A 22,850-nucleotide genomic window follows, 5' to 3' on the forward strand; every position below is an offset into this window, starting at 1 on the left:
CACGCGGGAAGTATGGCCGACGATGCTGTGAGCGGGGCAGGCGCCCCCGCCGGAAACGGGCCCGCCCGCTACACGACCAGGCTCAACGCCGCCGCAACGGCGAACCCGGCCACGGACAGCACCGACTCCAGCACCGTCCAGGACTTCAGGGTGTCCCGTTCCGAGATCCCGAAGTACTTGGCGACGATCCAGAAGCCCCCGTCGTTGACGTGCGAGGCGAAGATCGAGCCGGCCGAGATCGCCATGATGACCAGGGCGAGGAAGGCCTGCGAGTAGTCGCCGCCCTCGACCAGCGGGAGGACGATGCCGGCCGTGGTGACGATGGCGACGGTGGCCGAGCCCTGGGCGACGCGCAGGACCAGGGAGATCAGGTAGGCGAGGACGATCACGGGCAGGCCGACGTCGTTGAAGGTGTCGGAGAGGGCCTGCGCGACCCCGCTGGCCTTGAGGACCGCGCCGAAGACCCCGCCCGCGCCGACCACGAGCAGGATGTTGCCGACCGGCTTGAGGGAGGACGTGGACACCTGCTCAAGGGACTTGCGGCTCCAGCCGCGCCGGATGCCGAGCAGGTAGTACGCGAGGAGCAGCGCGATCGTCAGGGCGACGAACGGGTTGCCGAAGAACTCGATCACCGACCGGAGAGTGGACGGGTCGAGCGCGATGGAGGAGAAGGTCGCGGCGAGGATGAGCACCAGCGGCGTACCGATGATGAACAGGACGGTGGCCAGCGGTACGGGCGCCTCGGAGCCGCCCGAGCGTTCGGCGGCCACGCGTGCCCTGGCCTCCTCGGCGGCGTCCACCATGTCCTGGGGGACCTCGACGAAGATGCGCTTGCCGATCCAGGCGGCGTACGCCCAGGCGGCGAGGACGGCCGGGACGCCGACGACGACGCCCATGAGGATGACCCAGCCGAGCGAGACGTTCAGCAGACCGGCGGCGGCGACGGGACCGGGGTGCGGCGGCAGGAAGGCATGGGTCATCGAAAGCCCGGCCAGCAGCGGCATGCAGTAGAGCAGAATCGATTTCCCGGACCGCTTGGCGGCGGCGTAGACGATCGGCGCGAGGACGAAGATGCCGACGTCGAAGAAGACGGGGATGCCGAAGATGAGGCCGGTGAGCCCCATCGCGAGCGGGGCGCGCTTCTCACCGAAGAGCCCGAGCAGACGGCTGCTCAGCACCTCGGCGCCGCCCGACACTTCGAGGATCGCGCCGAGCATGGTGCCGAGGCCGATGATGATGGCGACATGGCCGAGGATGCCGCCCATGCCGTTCTCGATGACGGAGGTGGCGGCGGACTTCTGGACGGTGCCGAAGAGTTCGGTGACCGACAGACCGGCGGCGAGGCCGACGGTGAGGGAGACGGCGAGCAGCGCCACGAAGGGCTGGAGCCGCACCTTGATGATGAGGAGCAGCAGCAGGGCGATGCCGAGCGCTGCGACGGTGAGCAGTCCCGCGGTGCCGGGTATCAGGAGCAGCAGGCCGCCGGTGTGCGGCGGGGCGGGCGGGGCTTCGGCGGCGAGGGGAAGGGCGGGGCTGAGGCTGAGGCTGAGGTGCATGAAGGGGGGACCTCGTATCTCGGTTCTCGTTCTCGTTTTCGGGCAGGGTGGGGCGCGGCACGGCGTTCCGGGGACGAACGCCGTGCCGTGGAGCAGGTGGTGGTGCGGGTGGTGGTGCAGCGGGATCAGCTCAGAACCGCCAGGGCGTCGATCTCGATGAGCAGGCCCTTGGGCAGGCCGACGTAGACCGTCGTACGGGCCGAGGCGGGGGCCTTGAGGCCCTGCTCCTCGAAGTACGCGTTGTAGATCTCGTTCATCTCGGCGAAGTGGTCGACGTCGGTGAGGTAGACGCGCATCATCATCACGTCGTCCCAGGTGGCGCCGCCCTCCTCCAGGATCGCCTTGACGTTGGCGAAGGTCTGGAGGGTCTGCTCGCGCAGGGTCGGGCCGGCCGGCGTCGGGGGCTGCCCCTCGACGGCGGGCAGGAAGCCGACCTGGCCGGCGACCTGGAGGATGTTGCCCTTCTTCACGCCGTGGGAGAACTTGGCGGGCGGGGCGGTGTGGGTGGCGGGGACGAGGGCGATCTTCTCGGTCATGCGGTTCCTGTTCCTAACTGTTCTTCCTGGGGGTGTTGCCGGAGTAGTCGCGGCTGATGTCCTCGGCGGTGCGGCGCACCAGCGGGAGGAGGGTGAGGAGTTCCTCCGCGGTCACCACGACGTTCGGCGCGGAGACCGACATGGCGGCGACGACCCGGCCGTCGGCGCCCCGGATGGGCGCGCCGACGCAGTTGATCGACTCCTCGTGGCCACCGAGGTCGGTGGCCCACCCCTGTTCGCGTACGGTCGCCAGCTCCTTGAGGAAGGCGGCGGCGTTGGGCGTCGAACGGGGCGTGTACAGGGGGTAGTCCAGCTTGGCGGCGAGCGCGCGGCGCTCGTGCTCGGGCAGGTCGGCGAGGAGCAGTTTGGCGACGGCGGCGACGGTGATCGCGACGGGCTTGCCGATGCGCGAGTACATGCGTACGGGGTAGCGGCTCTCGACCTTGTCGATGTAGAGCACCTCGCCCTCCTCGTGGACGGCGAGGTGGATCGTGTGCCCGATCTGCTCGTTGAGGGCGGCGAGATGGGGGTGGGCGATCTCCCGGATGTCGAGGTTCTCGACGGCTTCCTGGGCGAGCGCGAAGAGCCGGGCGCCGAGGCGGTAGCGCTGGTCCTGCTGCCGGTAGACGAGACCGTGCTCGTGGAGGGTGCGCAGCAGGCGCAGCGCAGTGGACTTGTGCACGCCGAGCCGGTCGGCGACCTGCCCGAGGTCGGCGGGCCCCTGCGCGAGCAACGGCAGGATGCTGAGCGCGCGGTCGACGGTCTGGCTCATGGCGTACGTACCTCCTGGTCGTCCCCCGTCCAGCCGGGGCCGAGGTGCAGTCTCCCCCAGGCCGCGTCGTCGAGTCCGGCGAGCCGGTCGGCATGGGCGCGCCGGGCGGGCACGGCGAGGTCCCCGGGCACGGTGAGCGCGGCGGCGGCCATCAGATGCCCATGCCGCAACCGCCCGACGGCCCCGAGCCCGCGCAAGGTCCCGGAGAGAAACCCGGCGGCGAAGGCGTCCCCGGCACCGACGGGCGCGACGACGTCGACGCGGGGGGCAGGGACGAAGACGACGGTGTCGCAACCAGGGACGCCGGTCGCACCGCCACCCGCTCCGGCCGCGGCCGGGCCAACCCCAGCCCCGCCAAATCCAGCCCCGCCGACGCCCACTCCAGCCCGGCCGCCCGCTCCAGTCCCAGCCGGGCCAAATCCAGCCCCGCCGCCTGTTCCAGCCGTGGCCGGGCCAATCCCAGACCCGCCAAATCCAGCCCCGCCGCCTGCCCCCGTCCCAGCCGGGCCAAATCCAGCCCCGCCGGCGTTTGAGGCGCGGGGGTCCGGGGGCGGAGCCCCCGGTTCGGGAAGGGGCGGGGTGGGGAAGGAGCCCGCGCAGCGCTCGAACAGCACCGCCCCCTCCCCACCCCGCTTCACCACAAGCACCGAAGGCTCAGGCAACAACGCCCGAACCGCCTCCACCTCCCCCACCCCCCACGCCGCCTCAGCCTCATCCGCCCCCACAAAAACCACATCCGCCCCCCGAGCCAGCTCAAGCAGCACCCTCCCGCCCTCCACCACGTCCCCCCACAGCCCAGGCCGGAAGTTGACGTCGAAGGAGACGAGCGGCCGCCCGACCCGCGGCGCGGTCAACGCACGCACAAGCGCCAGACACGACTCGGACAACGCGGCGGTGATCCCGGACAGATGCAGCATCCGCCCGCCCCCGACAGAGGCATACGGCACGGTCTCCACCGACATCGCGGACGCCGCCGACCCGGCCCGGTAGTACACGACCTCGTGCTCGTCACTCGCCCGATCGGTCGCGGTCCGGAAGTAGACCCCGGTAGGCCGCCGCGCATCGCGCCCCACGGCCGACACGTCCACCCCGTACGCACCGATCGCCGAGACCAGATGGTCACCAAACCCATCCCGCCCCACCCGCCCGACCCACTTCGCCCGATGCCCGGCGGCGGCGAGCGCGCACGCCACATTGGACTCGGCCCCGCCGATCCCCCGGGCGAACGAGGGCACGTCGGCGAGGCGCCCGGCCCGGTCGGGCAGGAAGGTGACCATGGACTCGCCGAGGCAGACGACGTCCGGCGCACCGTCCACGGGAGGCGGGGTTCCGGTCACCTTCGGGCTCCTTCACGCTGTGCGGCGGGGGGGCGGTTCGGCTCGGGTCCATTGACCCGGCGTTGGCCCGGATGTTAGACAGCCATAAGCGATACGCGCAACGGTCGTTGCACATGCTGCAACCACACCGCACCCCGCGCAGGAACCCTCAAGGAGGAGGACCCATGCCGGACCTGGCGAACGAGGTCGTCGACCACCGCTTCAAGGCCCTGCCCCCGGACGCCGAGGGCCTGACCGTCGGCGAGCTGGCAGCCCAGCGCCGCAACCTCTTCACCGGCGGCTTCACCACCCCCGTCCTCGCCCTCTCCGCCGAGTCCGTCGAGCACAACCTCCGCCTCCTGGAGACGTACGCGGAACGCCACGGCCTCGCCTTCGCCCCGCACGGCAAGACCTCCATGGCCCCGCAGCTCTTCGACCGCCAGCTCGCGCACGGCGCCTGGGGCATCACCGCCGCCGTCCCCCACCAGGCCCGCGTCTACCGCGCCCACGGCGTCGACCGGATCTTCCTCGCCAACGAGCTCGTCGACCCCGTCGCCCTGCGCTGGCTCGCCGCCGAACTCGACGCCGACCCGGACTTCCGCTTCGTCTGCTACGTCGACTCGCCCCGCGGCGTCGAGCTGATGGACGAGGCCCTGCGCGCCGCCGGGGCCACCCGCCCGCTGGACGTCGTCATCGAGCTCGGCGCCGGCGAGACCGCCCGCACCGGCGCCCGTACCGGGGCCGACTGCGCCGCCGTCGCCTCCGCCGTCGCGGCCACCACCACCCTCCGGCTCGTCGGCGTCGCCGGCTACGAGGGCGAGGTCCCCGGGGCCGACGAGGAGAAGGTCCGCGCCTGGCTGCACCGGCTCACCGCGCTGGCGGCCGACTTCGACAAGGCGGGCCTGTTCGACCCGGCCGCCGGGGAGATCGTCGTCAGCGCGGGCGGCAGCGCCTGGTTCGACACCGTCGCCGAGGTCTTCGCCGAGCTCCCCGCGCTCTCCCTGCCCGTCCTGAAGCTGCTGCGCTCCGGCGCGTACGTCAGCCACGACTCCGGCCACTACCGCACCCTCACCCCCTTCAACCGGATCCCCGAGGAGGGCGCGCTGGAGCCCGCGTTCCGCCTCTGGTCCCAGGTCGTCTCCCGCCCCACGCCCGCCCAGGCCTTCACCAACGCGGGCAAGCGCGACGCCGCCCACGACCTGCACCTGCCCGAGGCGCAGGTGGTCCGCGACGCCCGCACGGGCGAGGTCCGCCCCGCCGACGGCATCACCGTCACCGGCCTCTCCGACCAGCACGCCTGGCTCCGCACCGAGCCGGGCGCCGACCTGGAGGTCGGCGACTGGGTCGGCATGGGCCTGTCCCACCCCTGCACCTCCTTCGACAAGTGGCAGCTGATCCCGCTCGTCGAGGCGGACGGAACGGTCGTCGACTACATCCGCACCTTCTTCTAGAGGAGCCCGCCATGGATCTCGTCTTCCGTGACGCCGAGGTCGTCGACGGCAGCGGCGCGCCCTCGTACCGCGCCGACGTGGCCCTCGCCGACGGCCGGATCGCCGCGATCGTCAAGGAGGGCGCGGCGGCCGGCTGCCAGCGCCCCACCGCCCGCCGCGTCGTGGACGCCGACGGCCTCGTCCTGTCGCCCGGCTTCATCGACATGCACGCCCACAGCGACCTGGCCCTGCTGCGGGACCCGGACCACAGCGCGAAGGCCGCGCAGGGCGTGACCCTCGAAGTGCTGGGCCAGGACGGCCTGTCGTACGCCCCGGTCGACGACCGCACCCTCGCCGAGGTCCGCCGGACCATCACCGGCTGGAACGGCGACGGCTCGGACATCGACTTCGACTGGCGCACGGTGGGCGAGTACCTGGACCGCCTCGACCGGGGCATCGCCGTCAACGCGGCGTACCTGATCCCCCAGGGCACGGTCCGGATGTACGCCGTGGGCTGGGAGGACCGCCCCGCCACGGAGGCCGAGCTGAACCACATGCGGCGGCTCGTCGCCGAGGGCATGGAGCAGGGCGCGGTCGGCATGTCCTCCGGCCTCACGTACACACCGGGGATGTACGCGCCCGATGCCGAGCTCACCGAACTGTGCCGGGTGGTCGCCGGGTACGACGGCTACTACTGCCCGCACCACCGCTCCTACGGGGCGGGCGCGCTTGAAGCGTACGAGGAGATGGTGCGGCTCACCCGGGACGCGGGCTGCGCCCTGCACCTGGCCCACGCCACGATGAACTTCGGCGTGAACAAGGGCCGGGCCCCGGACCTCCTGGCCCTCCTGGACAAGGCCCTGGCATCCGGCTCGGACATCTCCCTCGACACCTACCCGTACACCCCCGGCTGTACGACCCTGGTCGCCGTGCTCCCGAGCTGGGCCCACGAGGGCGGTCCCGAGGCGCTCCTCGCCCGGTTGCGCGACGACACGACCGCCGAACGCATCCGGCACCACCTGGAGGAGATCGGCTCGGACGGCTGTCACGGCGTCCCGGTCGACTGGCACACGATCGAAATCTCGGGCACGACGAACCCGGCTCTCGCCCCCCACATCGGCCACCGCGTACCCGACTGGCCCACCGCCCGCCGACTCCTCCTCGACGACCGCCTGGGCACGACGATCCTCCAGCACGTGGGCCATGAGGAGAACGTCCGCGCGATCATGCGGCACCGGGTCCACACGGGCGGCTCCGACGGCATCCTCCAGGGCGCCAAGCCGCACCCCCGCGCGTACGGCACCTTCCCTGAATACCTGGGCCGCTACGTCCGCGAGGAGTCCGTCCTCTCCCTGGAGGAGTGCGTCGCCCACCTCACCTCCCGCCCAGCCGCCCGCCTCCGCCTCCCCGACCGGGGCCTGATCCGCGAGGGCTACCGAGCGGACCTGGTCCTCTTCGACCCCACAACAATCGCAGCAGGCTCCACGTACGAAGCTCCCCGAACCCTCCCAAGCGGCATCCCCCACGTCCTGATCAACGGCCACTTCGTCATCGAAAACGGCACCCGCACAACCGCCCTAGCCGGCCGCGCAATCCGCCGAACCTGACACAGCCGCGACCCCGCCGCCGCCCGCCGCCCCGCCCGCCCCGCGCCGCGGGCGGGCACGCCGCCCACCCCCGCCCCCCCGTTGTGGGCAATCGTTCCGCTGGGGCGGAACGGGTGGGCACAACGGAACGGCGCCCCCTGCCGGGCCTAGGCTCCAGTGCCTGTACGTTCAGTTCGACTACGGCGCCGTCGTGGAGCAGGTACAGGGTGCGCAGGCGCGCGCAAGGGCGCCGTCCCGTGTGCCCACCCGTCCCGCCCTGCGGGACGATTGCCCACACGGCGGTGGAGCGCGACGAGCCCCCCGATCAGCACGACCCCCATCAGCGCAAACCCATACCCCGGCGTATGCCCAGACGGCGCCGTCTCATAGGCCAGCCCCGCACACACCACCGCCAGGTACCACCCCCACACCCCCTCCCACCGCACCGCCACCACACAAACCCCCCACAGCACATACCAGGGCTGCACCATCGGCGACAGCCCCACCAGCACCAGCAGCGACACCCCCAGCCCCAGCACCGGATCGACCCGCCCCCGCCACACCCGCCACCCCAGCGCCAAGATGACCCCGACCGCCACCACAAGCCCCAGCTTCTGGACGACCGCCTTCACCGGCTCCGGATCGTCCCCGACGAGCAGCCCAAGCCCCAGCCCGAGGTCACTCGTGACGGAGAGCGCCGTGTGGATCGTCCCCGCCACGCTCTGCGTGCGGAGCCAGCCGAAGCCGGTCCCCGCCGAAAGGGTCGCGAGCACGGCGACCCCCGCCGCCACGACCCCCGGCAGCAGCCCCTTCAGAACCCCCCGCACACCCCCACCGCACTGCCGCGCGACCACGATCCCCACGAACAGCAGCGCCACCGCCGCCGGCGACTTCACCATGACGGCGAGCCCGACGAGCACGCTGCCGGCCACCCACCGCCCCCGCACGGCGAGCAGCACGCCGCCCAGCATGAGGCCGATCATCAGCCCGTCGTTGTGCATGCCGGCCACGACATGGATGAGGAGCAGCGGATTGAGCGCGGCGAGCCAGAGCGCCCCGGGGCGCCCGTCGGAGAGGCCCCGGACGGCCCAGACGATGAGGGCGAGCGCGCCGACCGCGACGATCCGCATGCCGAGGACGGCGGGCACGACCGCCCCACCGGTCAGCTTCACGACCGCCTGGGCCAGGACGAGGAAGACCGGCCCGTACGGCGCGGGCGTGTCCGTCCAGTGCCCGCCGACGCTCGCGGCGGCGTCCCAGCCGAGCTCGCCGGGGGCGAGGACGGAGGGCCCGCCCCCGTACACGTCGTGTCCTTCGAGGACCATCGCGCCCTGGGCGATGTAGCTGTACACGTCGGCGCTGTAGAGCGGCGGCGCGAGCAGCAGCGGCCCCGCCCACCAGCACAGCGTGACGCCGACGCGCTCACGGGCGCCGGCGAGCAGCAGCCGCCCGTACTGCCACCAGGCGACGATCAGCAGGGTCAGTCCGAGGTACGCGAGAACGGCCCCGGCCACGGTCAGTGCGGAGCCGCGTGGCTCCCACAGGCCCCAGCCGCCGCGTACCGGCAGGGTGCCGGCCGCCCAGCCGCCGACGGTGACGGCGAGCGATCCGGCCGCGCCGAGCCACCGGCAGCCGGCGGTGCTGAAAACCCACATGACGGACCAACCTATCCTGCGGTCCCGCCCGCCCTACTGCGGCTTCTTCTTGATCCCGGGCGCGGAGCCCGACTTTCCGGGCCGTTCCCCGGCGGGAGTGGTGGTTGTCACGGCGGGCGCGACCCCGCCGGCAGAAGCGGAAGCGGACGCCGAGGCGGAGGCGGACCCAGACACAGACGCGGACGGGGCCGCCGACTCCGCCGCCGCACCCGTACGGGCCGGAGCCGCCCCACCGTCCCCCGCCCCCACGCTCTCCCCCGGATCCGGCTGGATCAGCGTCGGCATCCCCTCCCGCCCCGCACCCCCCGAAGGGGCGCCGGGGCCGGGGGTCCCGGAATCGAAGGCGGAGGCCAGGACGGCCGCCAGCGCACCGAGGGCGACGACGGCGCCACCCCCGGCCATCAGGAGCGGACCGGCCCCCCGACGCTCGGAGGCATGCCGGCGGCGGCGTCTCGGGCCGTCGTCGGCCCCCGTGTCGTACTGGCTCACGAACCGGGATTGTAGGGAGCACGCCAGTGCGAGAGCGACGTGGGTCACATCCACCCGAACATCCGACCCGTCCCCGACGTGGCACAGAACACGCGGCGCGCCGACGGGCCCCGCCGTAAGCTCTCGTCATGCAGGTGATCCAGTCCACGAAGCTGTCCAACGTCTGTTACGAGATCCGGGGCCCGGTTCTCGAAGAGGCCATGCGACTGGAGGCCGCGGGACACCGCATCCTCAAGCTCAACACCGGCAACCCGGCCGCCTTCGGCTTCGAGTGCCCGCCGGCCATCCTCGAGGACGTGCTGCGCAACCTCGCCGACGCGCACGGCTACGGCGACGCGAAGGGCCTGCTGTCCGCGCGGCGCGCGATCATGAGCCACTACGAGACCAAGGGCATCCCGCTCTCCGTCGAGGACATATACCTCGGCAACGGCGTCTCCGAGCTGATCCAGATGTCGATGCAGGCGCTGCTCGACGACGGCGACGAGGTGCTGGTCCCGGCCCCGGACTACCCGCTGTGGACGGCCTCGGTCTCCCTCGCGGGCGGTACGGCCGTGCACTACCGCTGCGACGAGCAGGCGGACTGGATGCCGGACCTGGCCGACATCGAGCGCAAGATCACCGACCGCACCAAGGCGATCGTGATCATCAACCCGAACAATCCGACCGGCGCCGTCTACGACGACGAGATGCTCCGCTCGCTCACGGAGATCGCCCGGCGTCACAACCTCGTGGTCTGCTCGGACGAGATCTACGACAAGATCCTCTACGACGGCGCCACCCACACCCCGACCGCCGCCATCGCCCCCGACCTGCTGGTCCTCACCTTCAACGGGATGAGCAAGAACTACCGGGTGGCGGGCTTCCGCTCCGGCTGGCTCGCGGTCTGCGGCCCGAAGGCGCACGCGTCCTCGTACATCGAGGGCCTGACGATCCTGGCCAACATGCGCCTGTGCGCCAACATGCCGGCCCAGCACGCGGTGGCCGCAGCGCTCCAGGGCCGCCAGTCGATCGAGGACCTGGTGCTGCCGGGCGGGCGGCTGCTCGAACAGCGGGACACGGCGTACGAGCTGCTGACCCGGATCCCGGGCGTGACGTGCGTGAAGCCGAAGGGCGCGCTGTACCTCTTCCCACGGCTCGACCCGAACGTCTACAAGATCAAGGACGACCGGCAGATGGTCCTGGACCTGCTGCGGGCCGAGAAGATCATGGTCGTGCACGGGACGGGCTTCAACTGGCACGAGCCGGACCACTTCCGGATCGTCACCCTGCCCACCGCGGCGGACCTGGCGGACGCGGTGACCCGGATCGGCACGTTCCTGGACGGCTACAGCCAGCACTAGCAACCCGATCCGGACAGCACACAAATTTAGATCGAATCTAAGCTAGGATGCCTCCAGAGCACTCAGGAGGCCGTCCCATGTACGAACCGATCCGCACCAAGTCGGTCCACCGGATGGCCGACGACGACCGGACCGCGTACCCGCACCGCTCCCGCGAGGAGGAGCTGGACATCCAGCTCGCCGGACACCTCGCCGCCCTGCTCGCCGTCACCGACGAGCTCGGCGACGGCGACGCGGGCGAGCTCATCGCCCGGCAGGTCGCCAGGCTCCGCGGCGCGCCCCCCGCGCGCCACGCCGGCCTGAGCGGCTCCCCCGCCGAGGCGCTGCACCGCAGGGCCCACGCCCTCGCGGGCCGCGCCCTGGTCGTCGCCGCCTCCCGGGCCGACACGGCCGCCGCGATCCTCGCCGCCGAGCGCATGGACGCGCACACCGCGGCGCTCACCGGGGAATCCCTGGTCGGCGCCCCCTGACGGCCCCGGTCCGCGCGGCCACGACACCGCGCGGACCGGGCGCCACCCACCGGGGCAGCACCTGACCCGAGCCCCCGGCCCCCGACGCTCCCGACCCGCCCCCCGGACGCCCCCCGTCCGGTTCCACACCGGGATCGCGCCTTCACCCCCCGTACACCCAACTCCCCCTGGAATGTGGGTTTCCGCGAGCACTCTGCCCGCGTGAGACGCATTCTGGGAATCGTCCTCGCCGTCCTGCTCCTGGGCGGCGTGGCCGCGGTCCTCGTGACCGGCGGCGACCAGGACGACAAGAGCACGGCAACGAAGACCGTGCGAGGAGTGATCGGGTCGGAGAAGGCGGAGTTCTTCGCCGATCCCGAGGTCGTGAAGGCCCTTGCCGCCAAGGGCCTCACCGTACGGACGGAGACCTCCGGGTCCTGGGACATGGAGCGACTGCCCCTCAAGGGCTACGACTTCGCGTTCCCGTCCGCCAAGGCGCCCGCCGACGAGATCAAGGCCAGGACGAAGGCGACCGGCACCCCGCTGCGGCCCTTCTACTCGCCGCTGGTCGTCGTCGCGCACAGCGCCGCCGCCACGGTGCTCGCCGGCAACGGGCTCGCCACGCTCGGCCCCGGCGGCCACACCGGCACCCTGCGCATGGAGGCCTATCTCGCCGCCGCCCGCGCCGACCGGACCTGGCAGCAGCTCAAGGGCTCCGCCGGGCACGCCGAGCTGAGCGGCACCGTGTTCGTCACCTCCACCGACCCCCTGTCCTCCAACTCCGGCGCGCTCTACCTGGCCGCCGCGAGCTACGTCGCCGACGGCGGCCGGGTCGCCGGGGACAAGGCCGCCGTGGACCGCACGGCCCCGCTGCTCCGCAAGCTGATCCAGGTGCAGGGCGCCCAGCAGTCCAGCTCCGACGCGCCCTTCCGGGACTTCGTCAGCGGCGTCGGCAACCCGCTGGTCCTCGTCTACGAGTCGCAGGTCGCCTCCCAGTTGATCGCCAAGGCGGATCTGGGCGACCTCGTCGTCCTCTACCCGGACACCACCGTCAGCAGCGACCACACGCTCGTCCCGCTCACCGAGGCCGGCCGGACCCTCGGCGAGCTCCTCTCCACCGACCCGGAGCTGCGCCGGCTCGCGGTCCGCCACGGCTTCCGCCCGCAGGGCGCCCCGGCCGAGTTCACCGCCGCCACCGCCGGACTCACCGGCTATCTCGACCAGAAGCTCACCGGGGTCCGCCAGGCGCCCGTGCCCACCTCCGAGGTGCTGCACCGGATGGCGCTGCGGGCCCGCGACCAGGGGGACACCGCATGACCACACCCACGAGCCCGGACAGCCCGCTCGTCCTCACCCCGCCCGAACCGGTCCCGCCGGTCCGCGCCGAGCAGGCCAAGACCCTCGTCCCGGTCGACGACGACGTCCGCACCGAGATGGCCCGGCGCGCCGACGAGTACGTCGGCTCGCTCGCCGGACTCGACGCCCGCTCCCCCGAGTTCGCCGGCCGGATCGGGGAGATCACGGCGCTCGGCGGCGGCGAACTGCGCACCGCCGCCCAGCAGTCCAACCGGATGCTGGACCGCACGGTCCGCTCGCTCGGCACCGACGGCGGCGACCCCCAGGCCCGGGTCGGCGACTCGCTCGTCGCGCTGCGGCGCACCGTCGAGGACCTGGACCCGCGCGACACCCCCGCCAAGGGCGTCCGCAGCCTGCTGTCCAAGCTGCCCGGCGGGAACCGGGTGCGCGACCACATCGCGAAGTACGCCTCCTCGAAGGCCACCCTCGACCGGATCCTCGCCTCCCTGAAGAGCGGCCAGGACGAACTGCGCCGCGACAACGCGGCATTGCAGACCGAGCGGGCCCGGCTGTGGGAGACCATGGGCCGCCTCCAGGAGTACGCGGTGCTCACCGAGGCCCTGGACGGGGCCGTCGAGGAGCGGGTCGCGCGGACCGACGACCCCGCGCAGGCGGACGCGCTCCGCGCCGACGTGCTCTTCCCGGTCCGCCAGAAGCACCAGGACCTGCTGACCCAGCTCGCCGTCTGCGCCCAGGGCTATCTGGCGATGGACGTGGTGCGCCGCAACAACGACGAGCTGATCAAGGGCGTGGAGCGGGCGGCGACGACGACCGTCACCGCGCTGCGGATCGCGGTGATGCTGGCCTCCGCGCTGGAGCACCAGAAGAAGGTCACCGAGCAGGTGAAGGCGCTGCGCGAGACGACCGAGACCCTCATCCAGGGCAACGCGACCGCTCTCGCGGGCCAGTCCGGCGACATCCAGCAACTGGCCGCGGAGCCCGCCGTGGGCCTGGAGACCGTGCGCACCGCGTTCCAGCAGATCTACACGACGCTCGACGCGATCGACACGTACAAGATCCGCGCGACCGAGTCGATGGCCCAGACCGTCGACGCCCTCACCGCCGAACTCGAAACGGCGAGCGCCCACTTGGAACGCACCCGCGAGCCGTCCGGCGGCCCGGGGATCCTCGAAGGGGGCCGCGGATGAGAGCCGTACGCGCCGCCCTCGTCGCGCTCGCCCTCGCGCTGTCGGCGACCGGCTGCGGAGTCGGCGACTCCCCCGACGGCACCGACAACCACACCTACCGCCCCGGCACCCTCCGTATCCTCGCCTCCTCCGAACTCGCCGACATGGCCCCCGTCCTGGAGGAGGTCCGCAAGGCGACCGGCGTCACCGTACGCCCCACCTACGCCGGGACCCTCGACGCCGTCGGGCGGATCGCGTCCGGCGAGGCGGACAAGGAGTTCGACGCGGTCTGGCTGTCGTCCAACGACTACCTGCGGCTGCGCCCGGACACCGCCCGGCGGATCACCGGCGAGACCCCGGTCATGACCTCCCCGGTCGCCCTCGGGGTGCGGCCCGCCGCCGTCGCCCGGCTCGGCTGGGATCCGAAGAAGGTCACCTGGGCGCAGATCCACCGGGCCGTCGCCGACAAGAAGCTCACGTACGGCATGACGGACCCGCTGCGCTCCAACTCCGGCTTCTCCGCGCTGGTTTCGGTGGCGTCCGGCCTGTCCGGCGCGCAGTCCGCGCTCACCGAGAAGGACGTGAAGGCGGCCACCCCGAAGCTGAAGGAGTTCTTCGCCGGGCAGAAGCTGACCTCCGGCTCCTCCGGCTGGCTCGCCACCGCCTACGCCCGCCGCGCCGACGTCGACGCGCTGGTCAACTACGAGTCGGTGCTGCTGTCGATGCCCGGCGGGCTCACCGTGATCCGCCCCGCCGACGGGGTCGTGACGGCGGACTACCCGCTGACCTCGCTCACCGCCGCCCGCCCGGAGGCCAAGGACGCGGCCCGCAGGCTCGCCGCGGGGCTGCGCACCCCGGCCGTCCAGCGCCTGATCACCGAGCGCACCCTGCGCCGCCCGGTCGTCCCCGGGGTGGCCCCGGCGCCCCGGCTCGCGACCGACCCGCGCCGCGAACTGCCCTTCCCCGGCAGCCGTTCCGTCGCCGACGGGCTGCTCGACGCGTACGACAACACGCTGCGCCGCCCCTCGCGTACGGTCTACGTCCTGGACACCTCCGGCTCGATGGAGGGCGAGCGGCTCGACCGGCTCAAGTCGGCGCTCACGGAGCTGACCGGGGACTTCCGGGACCGCGAGGAGGTCACGCTGATGCCGTTCGGCTCGTCGGTGAAGCGCTCCGAGGTCACCACCCGCACGGTCGACCCGGCCGCCCCGAAGGGCGCGCTCGACGCGCTCCGCGCCGACGCGGGCCGCCTGTCGGCCTCGGGCGGCACGGCGATCTACTCCAGTCTGGAGGAGGCGTACACGCGGCTCGGCGCCGACGCGTCGGACGGCGCCTTCACCTCGATCGTGCTGATGACGGACGGCGAGAACACCGACGGCTTCCCGGCGGTGGCCTTCGACACCTTCCACGCCTCGCTCACCCCCGCCCAGAAGCGCACCCCGGTCTTCCCGGTCCTCTTCGGCGACTCCGACCGGTCCGCGCTCGCCCATGTCGCCGAGCTCACCGGCGGCCGCCTCTTCGACGCGACCCATGGCTCGCTCGACGGAGCCTTCGAGGAGATCCGTGGCTATCAGTGACCGTCTGCTGCGGTACGCCGAGTCCCGCAAGAACCTCACCGGCTGCGTGTGCGGCCTGGCCGGTCTCGGCCTCGCCCTGACCGGTACGGCGGGCCCGCTGTGGCCGCTTGTCGTCGCGGGTCTGTACGGCGCGGGGGCGCTGATCGCCCCGCCGGAGCGCCCGGCGGCGCCCGCCTTCGCGGACCCGGCGGAGCAGCTGGACGCGCTGCGGGCGGACCTGGCGACGCTGCGCGGCTACCTGGCCGAGGTGGAGCTCCCGCCGGCCGCGCACGGGCGCCTGACGGAGCTGGACACCCTGCTGGGCGCCCTGCTGGAACCGGGCTGGGTGAGCGACCCCGAGCACCTGCGGATCCTGGGCCGGGCGGTGCGCCAGGACGTCCCGGAGGCCGTCGACGCGTTCGTACGCAGTCGGTGGTGGACCCGGGCCGTGCCGGGCAAGGAGCCGCCGGAGCGGCATCTGGAGCGGCAGCTGGCGGCGCTGCACGGGGAGGCGGAGACGATCGCCGACGCCCTGCACGAGGCGGAGGCCCGGCGCCAGGAGACCCACACCCGCTATCTGGAGGACCGGGGCCGCTAGGCCGGGTCCGGGCATGCGCCGGCCCCCGTAGCCGTGAGGGGGCTCCGGGGGCCGGATGCGTCGTGGTGGGCCGTCGTGACCCCACTGGTCAGGGCGGTAGTTCGGGGCAACCCACCACGAGTCTTCGGTGTGCCGTTACGGGATCAGCCCAGGCGCTCGACCAGCGCGCGGTACTCGTCCCACAGCTCCTTCGGGGTGTGCTCCCCGAAGGTCTCCAGGTGCGCGGGGACCAGGGCGGCCTCCTCGCGCCAGACGTCCTTGTCGACGGTGAGCAGGAAGTCCAGGTCGGCCTCGGGCAGGTCCAGTCCTTCGGTGTCCAGGGACTCCCGGGTCGGCAGGACGCCGATGGGGGTCTCGACGCCCTCGGCCTTGCCCTCAAGACGCTCGACGATCCACTTCAGGACGCGGCTGTTCTCGCCGAAGCCGGGCCACACGAACTTGCCCGCGTCGTTCTTGCGGAACCAGTTCACGTAGTAGATCTTCGGCAGCTTCGCCTGGTCCTTGTCGGCACCGACCTTGACCCAATGCGCCATGTAGTCGCCCATGTTGTAGCCGCAGAACGGCAGCATGGCGAACGGGTCGCGGCGCAGCTCGCCGACCTTGCCCTCGGCGGCGGCGGTCTTCTCGGAGGCCACGTTGGCGCCGAGGAAGACGCCGTGCTGCCAGGAGAAGGCCTCGGTCACCAGCGGGACGGCGGTGGCGCGGCGGCCGCCGAAGAGGATCGCCGAGATCGGCACGCCCTTCGGGTCCTCCCACTCCGGCGCGATGATCGGGCACTGCCCGGCCGGGACGGTGAAGCGGGCGTTCGGGTGGGCGGCCGGGGTCTCGGACTCCGGCGTCCAGTCGTTGCCCTTCCAGTCGGTCAGGTGGGCGGGCGCCTCCTCGGTCATGCCCTCCCACCAGACGTCGTTGTCGTCGGTGAGCGCGACGTTGGTGAAGACGGAGTTGCCCCACATCGTCTTCATGGCGTTGGCGTTGGTGTGCTCGCCGGTGCCGGGCGCGACGCCGAAGAAGCCGGCCTCGGGGTTGATCGCGTAGAGGCGGCCGTCCGCGCCGAAGCGCATCCAGGCGATGTCGTCGCCGATGGTCTCGACGGTCCAGCCGGAGATCGTGGGCTCCAGCATGGCGAGGTTGGTCTTGCCGCAGGCGGACGGGAAGGCGGCGGCCACGTACTTCGCCTCGCCCTGCGGCGGGGTCAGCTTGAGGATGAGCATGTGCTCGGCCAGCCAGCCCTCGTCACGCGCCATGACGGACGCGATGCGCAGCGCGTAGCACTTCTTGCCGAGCAGGGCGTTGCCGCCGTAGCCCGAGCCGAAGGACCAGATCTCGCGGGTCTCGGGGAAGTGCGAGATGTACTTGGTGGAGTTGCACGGCCACGGAACGTCGGCCTCGCCCTCGGCGAGCGGGGCGCCGAGGGTGTGGACGGCCTTCACGAAGAAGCCGTCGGTGCCGAGCTCGTCGAGGACGGCCTGTCCCATGCGGGTCATCGTGCGCATGGAGACCGCGACGTACGCGGAGTCGGTGATCTCGACGCCGATGGCGGAGAGCGGGGAGCCGACGGGGCCCATGCAGAACGGGACGACGTACATCGTCCGGCCCTTCATGGAGCCGCGGAAGATGCCCTTCTCACCGGCGAAGATGTCCTTCATCTCGGCCGGGGCCTTCCAGTGGTTGGTCGGGCCCGCGTCCTCCTCCTTCTCGGAGCAGATGAAGGTCCGGTCCTCGACGCGCGCGACGTCGGTCGGGTCGGAGGCCGCGTAGTACGAGTTGGGCCGCTTGACCGGGTCCAGCTTCTTGAAGGTCCCCTTGGAGACGAGCTCCTCGCACAGGCGCTCGTACTCGGCCTCGGAACCGTCGCACCAGACGATCCGGTCGGGCTGAGTGATCTCGGCGATCTCGTTGACCCACGAGATCAGTTCCTTGTGCTGGGTGGGGACGGTGGAGGGAGCCGCGTTGTCGCGCGCCACGATTGCTCCTTGTTGAGGGGTTTTTAAGATGTATGCCCCTTGGGGGCTGCGACCCGGATGCGTCGTAGGCGCTCATCCGGTGCCGACCGCACTCATTTGATCATCCGATGCTACCGCCCATATGTCCAGAGGGCCTCACACGTGAGCATCGCCACTCGGACGTCGGCTCTCATATCCGGTACCTACGGAGGCGTAGGTAGCATTCGGTGCCATGACTGCAGCCACGCCGGAACTCACGCCGCTCCCGCTCAAGCCGAGACTCAGGGGCTGGCTGCACGCCGGGATGTTCCCCGCGGTGATCGTCGCGGGCCTCGTCCTGGTCGCCCTCTCGGACTCGCCGAGGGCCCGGATCGCCTGCGGGATCTACGTCCTCACCGCCTGCCTGCTCTTCGGCATCAGCGCCCTGTACCACCGGGGCAACTGGGGCCCGCGCGGCGAGGCGGTGCTGCGGCGCCTCGACCACGCCAACATCTTCCTGATCATCGCGGGCACGTACACCCCGCTGACCCTGCTGCTCCTCCCGGACTCCACCGGGCGCCCGCTCATGTGGGCGGTCTGGGCGGCGGCGGCCGCGGGCATCGCCTTCCGGGTCTTCTGGGTCGGCGCCCCCCGCTGGCTGTACACGCCCTGCTACATCGCGATGGGCTGGGCCGCCGTCTTCTTCCTGCCCGACTTCATGCGCACCGGCGGCATCGCCGTCCTCGTCCTGGTGATCGTCGGCGGTCTGCTCTACAGCGCGGGCGGCGTCATCTACGGCATCAAGCGCCCGAACCCGTCACCCCGCTGGTTCGGCTTCCACGAGGTCTTCCACTCCCTCACCCTCGCCGCGTTCATCGTCCACTACGTGGGCATCTCGCTGGTCGCGTACCAGCACTCCTGACCAGCCCGACAGCCTGACCAGCCCCACCGGCCTGACCAGGCACAATGACGGCCATGCCCGTCACCCCCGACCGCCCAGGCCTGCGCGAGCGCAAGAAGCTCAGGACCCGCGCCGCGATCCGCCGCGCCACCTTCCGGCTCGTCACCGAGCAGGGGTACGAGGCCACCACCATCGAGCAGATCGCGGCGGCGGCCGAGGTCTCCCCCTCCACCGTCGTGCGCTACTTCCCGGTGAAGGAGGACATCCTCCTCACCGACGAGCAGGACGCCCTCCTCGAAGCCCGGCTCCTCGCCCGCCCGGCCGGCGAGGAGCCCCTGGAGTCGCTGCGGGCCGTCGTCGTCGACGCCGTCTCGGCCGCCCTCGTCCACGAGCCGGCCGAGACCCGGCTGCGGGCCCGCCTGATGGTGGAGATCCCCGCCGTCCGCGCCCGGCTCACCGAGACCACCGCCGAGAGCGCCCGCCGGCTCTCCCGGGCCGTCGCCGAGCGCACCGGCCGCGACCCCGACGACCTGGAGGTACGGGTCTTCACCGCGGCCGTCCTCGGCGCCCTGCGCGAGGCCACCCTGCACTGGGCCGAACACGGCGGGCGCGACGACCTGGTCGAGCTCCTCGACCGGACCGTCGACACCCTCAAGGACGGACTGACCCTCCGGCCGCCCCGCCCAGCGCGGCCCTGAGCACCTCGCCCGACGCCGGGTTCTCCGCACAGCCCCACACCCCGTGCGGGCAGTAGTCGGTGAAGGTCTGGTACACCGGCCGGTGCCGCGCGAACCAGTCGAGCATCCCCCGCACGTACGCCGGGTTGTCCCCGTTGCGGAAGAGCCCCCACTCCGGGAACGAGACCGGCTTGCCGTGCGCCGCGGCGAAGGCGGCGTGGTGCGCGAGCCCGTACGCCTCGGTGACCTGCTCCTCGAAGGAGAGCCCGGCCGGCTGGTCGTACGCGTCCATGCCGATCACGTCGACGTACGCGTCGCCCGGATAGCAGCGCGGCCAAGCGATGGCGTCCAGCCCCCGGCTCGGCGTGAAGTCGAAGCGGAAGCGCTGCCCCGGCACCTCGCGCAGCACCCCCACCACCCGCCGCCAGTACGCCTTCCAGGCCTCCGGGTCGGGCCCGCAGCGATGGCTGTACGTGGTCCCGTTCATCTCCCACCCCAGCACCAGGACCGCGTCCCCGAGCCGATGGCGCACCAGCCGCTCCCCCAGCGTCCTGAAGTGCCCGTCGTACGCCCCGGCCGCCCCGCGCCGCAGCCCCTGCCGCACCTCCCCGTCGGCGAGCTCCGCCTCGCTGCGGTCGAGCAGCGGCACGTTCAGCACGAACAGGCGCCCCGGCCGCTCCTCCTTCCAGTGCGCCCACGGCTCGAACAGCGCCGGATGCCCCTCGATGTTGGACCAGCGGTCGCCCGGCAGATAGGTGTGCCCGACGCCCAGCGGCTCCCCGCCGAGCCACCGCTCCACCCCGGCGATCCGCCGCACCCCGGCCTCGTCGGAGCCGGTGAAGAAGCCGGACGGCACCCCGGGCAGCGGCCTCGGCGGCTCGGGCGGCGCCGCCAGCTCCCCGGCCGGCCGGCCACCCGGCGCGAGCCGCCCGTACGGCAGCAGGAACACGAAGGCGGCCGCGAGCAGCACCGTCAGCGCCACTCGCGGCCAGCAGGAGGAAGCTCGCACGTCAGCTGGTCCAGAACTCCCACCAGCGGGTCAGGATCAGCATCCCGATGACCCCGATGTGCAGCACCGGCAGCGCGAAGGTGAAATCCCCGAGGAAGCCCTTCACGACGGCCGGCGCGGGCAGCGTCCCCTGCCGCACGTTGTGCGCGGTCACGTACCAGAACATGGTGATCGTGGCGCACCAGGCCAGGCAGCACCACAGGCACAGCGAGTTGATCTCGTACAGCGACTGGTACATCAGCCAGGTGCAGAAGCCGACCCCGAAGAGCATCCCGGCGTTGAGCCCGAGCCAGAACCAGCCGCGGTAGCGGGCGCCGGCCAGGATCCCGGCGCCCACGGCGGCGACCACGGCGTACGTGACGAGCCCCAGCATCGGGTTCGGGAAACCGAACACCGCGGCCTGCTCGCTCTTCATGATGTTGCCGCACGAGACGACCGGGTTGAGGCTGCACCCCGGCTGGAAGCCCGGGTCCTCCAGGAGCTTGAACTTGTCGATCGTGATGACCCAGCCGGACAGCACGCCCGCCGCGCCCGTCACCATCAACATCCAGGCGAAGGCCCGGCTCGTGCCGGTCCCCGCTCCGCCCGTCCGCTCGCCCTCCCGCTGCCGCTGTCCCGGTACCGCGCCCCGTACGTTCACCGTCGCCATGCCGCCGCCCCCTGCCCGCTCAGCCCTGGATCCGGCTCACCGGCACCGCGATGTGGCCCGAGTTCTTCACGATCTCGTCGGAGGAGATGAACGCCTTCAGGATCTCCTCCGCCACCGGCGCGCCCGGCTCCGCGCCCGGCCACGGCACGACCGGGACCTTCACGATGACATGACCGGTCTCGTACGCCGCCGCCTGCCAGTCCGGCGCCACCGGGCACTGCGCGTTCATGAACGGCAGGGTCAGCACGGCCCGCTCCGCCTCGACGAGCAGGTGCGCGCCGATCCCGCGCTCCTGGCCCGCGTCGACGACGATGCCGCCGATCGGCACGCCCATGCCCTCCAGGGTCGCCCGCAGCTCCGCCTCGCCGGCCTCCCGGCCGTGCTCGCCGTCACCGAGCGAATACACCATCAGAAAGGGAGTGGCGGGCATGTCGTCGGTGGGCCCGAGGGTCCACGAGATGACGGTGAGCGTGCCCATCGTATGGGCGCTGTGCTCCGTCGGCAGGACATTGGAAGTGGTCATGGATCGGGATGCTAGGGGACGAACACCCGTCACCCTCAGCCGAATTCACTCATTCGGCCGACATTCCGTCCGTCGGCATTTCGGGCGCAACGAAGCGCGGTCTACATCGTTGTGCCCAGGGGGCATCAGCCGACCTCAGGAGATCGCTCATGACCGTCCCGCGCCGTACCGCCCTGCGGTCCCTCTTCGCGCTGGCCGTCACCGCTTTCACAGGCGGCGCGCTGGCCCGGATCGGGACGAAGGGGCCGGACCGGCCCCCCGGCGACGTCTTCGACGAGATGTACGCCGGACGGCGCATCCAGGGCGGTCCGGGACCGGACGGCGAGCCCCAGGCCCTCGTCGACGGCCGGCCGCTCCATCTGATGCGCTGCGCCGACGGCGGCTTTGTCACCCCGATCGACCACTACGAGTCCTGTCCGACGCCGCTGGCGGCCGTCCGTACGGCCGTGGACGTGCTGGGCTCCGCCCGGTTGTCCCGCCTCGCCGCCGCCCACGGCACGCACCCGGGAGGGAGCCCGCGTGGCGTACACGCGTAAGAACCAGAGCGATCTGACGAGCGCCGAGCGGAAGCGGTTCGTCTCCGCCGTCCTCGAACTCAAGCGGACCGGGACGTACGACGACTTCGTCCGCGCCCATATCGACCACTACGTCGCCGACGGCGAGGGCAAGCGGCGCGAGGCGCACATGTGCCCCAGCTTCCTGCCCTGGCACCGCAGGTTCCTGCTGGAGTTCGAGCGGGCGCTGCGCCGGATCGACCCGGCCGTGACCGTCCCGTACTGGGACTGGACCCGGGACGGCACGGCGGCCGCGTCCCTGTGGAGCGACGACTTCATGGGCGGCAACGGGCGCCGGGGCGACCTCCAGGTGACGACCGGCCCGTTCGCGTACGCGGGCGGCCGCTGGACGGTCAAGCAGAACATGACCGAGGGCAACTTCCTCACCCGGGACTTCGGGCGCCCGCGCGACCCGATCACGCTGCCGACGGCCGCGCACGTGGAGGAGGTCATGGGCGAGCGGGCGTACGACGTGTCGCCGTGGAACTCGACCAGCGCGTCCGGCTTCCGCAACCGGATGGAGGGCTGGGCCGGCGGCCAGGGCAACGAGCGCTTCCGCCTGCACAACCGGGTGCACCGGTGGGTCGGCGGGATGATGCTGGGCGGGGCCTCGGTCAACGACCCGGTGTTCTGGCTGCACCACGCCTTCGTCGACCTGCTCTGGTCGCGCTGGCAGCAGCGCAACCCGGGGGCGGGCTATCTGCCGAAGGACCCGCCGCCGCTGGGCGATCCGCAGTACCGGCGGGTGGTCTCGCTGAACGAGCGGCTCGGCCCGTGGAACGTCACCCCGGCGGAGCTGCTCGACCACAGCGCCGACTACCGCTACGCGTGACAGCGTCCCCCCGG

At 72.2% G+C, this 22,850-nt stretch carries 22 protein-coding genes; 12 read left to right on the forward strand and 10 right to left on the reverse strand.

The features are described 5' to 3' along the window. Positions 1-68: 68 nt before the first annotated feature. The 4 genes from ABTZ54_RS18555 to ABTZ54_RS18570 all read right to left on the reverse strand — a co-directional run bounded on the left by ABTZ54_RS18555 (position 69) and on the right by ABTZ54_RS18570 (position 4,201). Positions 69-1,556, reverse strand: a complete 1,488-nt coding sequence (locus ABTZ54_RS18555) for a GntP family permease (protein ID WP_351664372.1) — start codon at positions 1,554-1,556, stop codon at positions 69-71. Between the two features lie 125 nt (positions 1,557-1,681). Beyond that, the gene (locus ABTZ54_RS18560) at positions 1,682-2,092 is read right to left on the reverse strand and encodes a RidA family protein (RefSeq protein ID WP_351664374.1); all 411 of its coding nucleotides are present in this window, start codon (positions 2,090-2,092) and stop codon (positions 1,682-1,684) included. Between the two features lie 13 nt (positions 2,093-2,105). Beyond that, a complete protein-coding gene (locus ABTZ54_RS18565; RefSeq protein WP_351664376.1) occupies positions 2,106-2,864 on the reverse strand; it encodes an IclR family transcriptional regulator in 759 nt (252 codons plus the stop codon). After that, positions 2,861-4,201, reverse strand: coding sequence for a sugar kinase (locus ABTZ54_RS18570; protein ID WP_502997267.1), 1,341 nt, complete (start codon positions 4,199-4,201; stop codon positions 2,861-2,863). Before ABTZ54_RS18570 ends, ABTZ54_RS18565 begins: the two co-directional genes overlap by 4 nt. A gap of 164 nt (positions 4,202-4,365) precedes the next feature. Between ABTZ54_RS18570 and ABTZ54_RS18575 the strand changes: the two genes are divergently transcribed. Further along, complete coding sequence (locus tag ABTZ54_RS18575) at positions 4,366-5,631, forward strand: amino acid deaminase (RefSeq protein WP_351664378.1); 1,266 nt, start codon at positions 4,366-4,368, stop codon at positions 5,629-5,631. 11 nt (positions 5,632-5,642) lie between these two features. After that, positions 5,643-7,217, forward strand: coding sequence for an N-acyl-D-amino-acid deacylase family protein (locus tag ABTZ54_RS18580; RefSeq protein WP_351664380.1), 1,575 nt, complete (start codon positions 5,643-5,645; stop codon positions 7,215-7,217). 146 nt (positions 7,218-7,363) lie between these two features. Here the strand turns inward: ABTZ54_RS18580 and mptB are convergent, their stop codons facing one another. Beyond that, positions 7,364-8,851, reverse strand: a complete 1,488-nt coding sequence (mptB, locus tag ABTZ54_RS18585; RefSeq protein WP_351664382.1) for a polyprenol phosphomannose-dependent alpha 1,6 mannosyltransferase MptB — start codon at positions 8,849-8,851, stop codon at positions 7,364-7,366. Positions 8,852-8,884: 33 nt separating this feature from the next. Then, entirely contained in the window at positions 8,885-9,340 is a 456-nt protein-coding gene (locus tag ABTZ54_RS18590) for a hypothetical protein (protein ID WP_351664384.1), read from the reverse strand. 128 nt (positions 9,341-9,468) lie between these two features. On the opposite strand from ABTZ54_RS18590, the gene ABTZ54_RS18595 reads away from it, so the two are divergent. From ABTZ54_RS18595 to ABTZ54_RS18620, 6 genes are all read left to right on the forward strand, one after another. Next, positions 9,469-10,680 (forward strand): pyridoxal phosphate-dependent aminotransferase, encoded by a 1,212-nt coding sequence (locus ABTZ54_RS18595; protein WP_351664386.1) that lies wholly within the window; start codon positions 9,469-9,471, stop codon positions 10,678-10,680. Between the two features lie 77 nt (positions 10,681-10,757). Continuing rightward, positions 10,758-11,150 carry an SCO4983 family protein gene (locus tag ABTZ54_RS18600; protein WP_351664388.1) on the forward strand — a complete coding sequence of 131 codons (393 nt, stop codon included), beginning with the start codon at positions 10,758-10,760 and terminating at the stop codon, positions 11,148-11,150. A gap of 174 nt (positions 11,151-11,324) precedes the next feature. Continuing rightward, positions 11,325-12,446, forward strand: a complete 1,122-nt coding sequence (locus ABTZ54_RS18605) for a hypothetical protein (RefSeq protein WP_351664390.1) — start codon at positions 11,325-11,327, stop codon at positions 12,444-12,446. Further along, the gene (locus ABTZ54_RS18610; RefSeq protein ID WP_351664392.1) at positions 12,443-13,633 is read left to right on the forward strand and encodes a toxic anion resistance protein; all 1,191 of its coding nucleotides are present in this window, start codon (positions 12,443-12,445) and stop codon (positions 13,631-13,633) included. The genes ABTZ54_RS18605 and ABTZ54_RS18610 overlap by 4 nt, the downstream gene beginning before the upstream one ends. Beyond that, a complete protein-coding gene (locus ABTZ54_RS18615; RefSeq protein WP_351664394.1) occupies positions 13,630-15,189 on the forward strand; it encodes a substrate-binding and vWA domain-containing protein in 1,560 nt (519 codons plus the stop codon). The genes ABTZ54_RS18610 and ABTZ54_RS18615 overlap by 4 nt, the downstream gene beginning before the upstream one ends. After that, complete coding sequence (locus tag ABTZ54_RS18620) at positions 15,143-15,766, forward strand: hypothetical protein (RefSeq protein ID WP_502997268.1); 624 nt, start codon at positions 15,143-15,145, stop codon at positions 15,764-15,766. Before ABTZ54_RS18615 ends, ABTZ54_RS18620 begins: the two co-directional genes overlap by 47 nt. 143 nt (positions 15,767-15,909) lie before the next feature. Here ABTZ54_RS18620 and ABTZ54_RS18625 read toward each other — a convergent pair whose 3' ends face one another. Beyond that, complete coding sequence (locus ABTZ54_RS18625; protein WP_351664397.1) at positions 15,910-17,733, reverse strand: phosphoenolpyruvate carboxykinase (GTP); 1,824 nt, start codon at positions 17,731-17,733, stop codon at positions 15,910-15,912. Positions 17,734-17,944: 211 nt separating this feature from the next. Here ABTZ54_RS18625 and trhA point away from each other — a divergent pair, with 211 nt between their 5' ends. After that, the gene (gene trhA / locus ABTZ54_RS18630) at positions 17,945-18,613 is read left to right on the forward strand and encodes a PAQR family membrane homeostasis protein TrhA (protein WP_351664399.1); all 669 of its coding nucleotides are present in this window, start codon (positions 17,945-17,947) and stop codon (positions 18,611-18,613) included. A 44-nt stretch (positions 18,614-18,657) separates the two neighbouring features. Then, entirely contained in the window at positions 18,658-19,290 is a 633-nt protein-coding gene (locus ABTZ54_RS18635; RefSeq protein WP_351664401.1) for a TetR/AcrR family transcriptional regulator, read from the forward strand. Here the strand turns inward: ABTZ54_RS18635 and ABTZ54_RS18640 are convergent. The 3 genes from ABTZ54_RS18640 to ABTZ54_RS18650 are packed head-to-tail and all read right to left on the reverse strand — an operon-like array spanning position 19,244 to position 21,450. Next, complete coding sequence (locus ABTZ54_RS18640; protein ID WP_351664403.1) at positions 19,244-20,278, reverse strand: glycoside hydrolase family 26 protein; 1,035 nt, start codon at positions 20,276-20,278, stop codon at positions 19,244-19,246. The genes ABTZ54_RS18635 and ABTZ54_RS18640 overlap by 47 nt on opposite strands. A 1-nt stretch (position 20,279) precedes the next feature. After that, on the reverse strand, positions 20,280-20,927 hold the full coding sequence (locus ABTZ54_RS18645) for a vitamin K epoxide reductase family protein (protein ID WP_351664405.1): 648 nt from the start codon (positions 20,925-20,927) through the stop codon (positions 20,280-20,282). A gap of 19 nt (positions 20,928-20,946) precedes the next feature. Beyond that, the gene (locus ABTZ54_RS18650; RefSeq protein ID WP_351664407.1) at positions 20,947-21,450 is read right to left on the reverse strand and encodes a DUF5949 family protein; all 504 of its coding nucleotides are present in this window, start codon (positions 21,448-21,450) and stop codon (positions 20,947-20,949) included. Between the two features lie 149 nt (positions 21,451-21,599). Between ABTZ54_RS18650 and ABTZ54_RS18655 the strand changes: the two genes are divergently transcribed. Beyond that, positions 21,600-21,986: a tyrosinase family oxidase copper chaperone gene (locus tag ABTZ54_RS18655; protein ID WP_351664409.1), complete on the forward strand. Its 387-nt coding sequence runs from the start codon at positions 21,600-21,602 to the stop codon at positions 21,984-21,986. Then, the gene (locus tag ABTZ54_RS18660) at positions 21,970-22,836 is read left to right on the forward strand and encodes a tyrosinase family protein (protein WP_351664411.1); all 867 of its coding nucleotides are present in this window, start codon (positions 21,970-21,972) and stop codon (positions 22,834-22,836) included. The genes ABTZ54_RS18655 and ABTZ54_RS18660 overlap by 17 nt, the downstream gene beginning before the upstream one ends. The last annotated feature ends 14 nt before the right edge of the window (positions 22,837-22,850 follow it).

This window comes from Streptomyces sp. NPDC094032 (assembly GCF_040303965.1).
Classification (GTDB): Bacteria; Actinomycetota; Actinomycetes; order Streptomycetales; family Streptomycetaceae; genus Streptomyces.

Coding starts and splice junctions, on each gene's coding strand:
- ABTZ54_RS18555 (WP_351664372.1), bottom strand. CDS start 1,556: ATGCACCTCAGCCTCAGCCTCAGCCCCGCCCTTCCCCTCGCCGCCGAA.
- ABTZ54_RS18560 (WP_351664374.1), bottom strand. CDS start 2,092: ATGACCGAGAAGATCGCCCTCGTCCCCGCCACCCACACCGCCCCGCCC.
- ABTZ54_RS18565 (WP_351664376.1), bottom strand. CDS start 2,864: ATGAGCCAGACCGTCGACCGCGCGCTCAGCATCCTGCCGTTGCTCGCG.
- ABTZ54_RS18575 (WP_351664378.1), top strand. CDS start 4,366: ATGCCGGACCTGGCGAACGAGGTCGTCGACCACCGCTTCAAGGCCCTG.
- ABTZ54_RS18580 (WP_351664380.1), top strand. CDS start 5,643: ATGGATCTCGTCTTCCGTGACGCCGAGGTCGTCGACGGCAGCGGCGCG.
- mptB (WP_351664382.1), bottom strand. CDS start 8,851: ATGTGGGTTTTCAGCACCGCCGGCTGCCGGTGGCTCGGCGCGGCCGGA.
- ABTZ54_RS18595 (WP_351664386.1), top strand. CDS start 9,469: ATGCAGGTGATCCAGTCCACGAAGCTGTCCAACGTCTGTTACGAGATC.
- ABTZ54_RS18600 (WP_351664388.1), top strand. CDS start 10,758: ATGTACGAACCGATCCGCACCAAGTCGGTCCACCGGATGGCCGACGAC.
- ABTZ54_RS18610 (WP_351664392.1), top strand. CDS start 12,443: ATGACCACACCCACGAGCCCGGACAGCCCGCTCGTCCTCACCCCGCCC.
- ABTZ54_RS18615 (WP_351664394.1), top strand. CDS start 13,630: ATGAGAGCCGTACGCGCCGCCCTCGTCGCGCTCGCCCTCGCGCTGTCG.
- ABTZ54_RS18620 (WP_502997268.1), top strand. CDS start 15,143: ATGGCTCGCTCGACGGAGCCTTCGAGGAGATCCGTGGCTATCAGTGAC.
- trhA (WP_351664399.1), top strand. CDS start 17,945: ATGACTGCAGCCACGCCGGAACTCACGCCGCTCCCGCTCAAGCCGAGA.
- ABTZ54_RS18635 (WP_351664401.1), top strand. CDS start 18,658: ATGACGGCCATGCCCGTCACCCCCGACCGCCCAGGCCTGCGCGAGCGC.
- ABTZ54_RS18645 (WP_351664405.1), bottom strand. CDS start 20,927: ATGGCGACGGTGAACGTACGGGGCGCGGTACCGGGACAGCGGCAGCGG.
- ABTZ54_RS18650 (WP_351664407.1), bottom strand. CDS start 21,450: ATGACCACTTCCAATGTCCTGCCGACGGAGCACAGCGCCCATACGATG.
- ABTZ54_RS18655 (WP_351664409.1), top strand. CDS start 21,600: ATGACCGTCCCGCGCCGTACCGCCCTGCGGTCCCTCTTCGCGCTGGCC.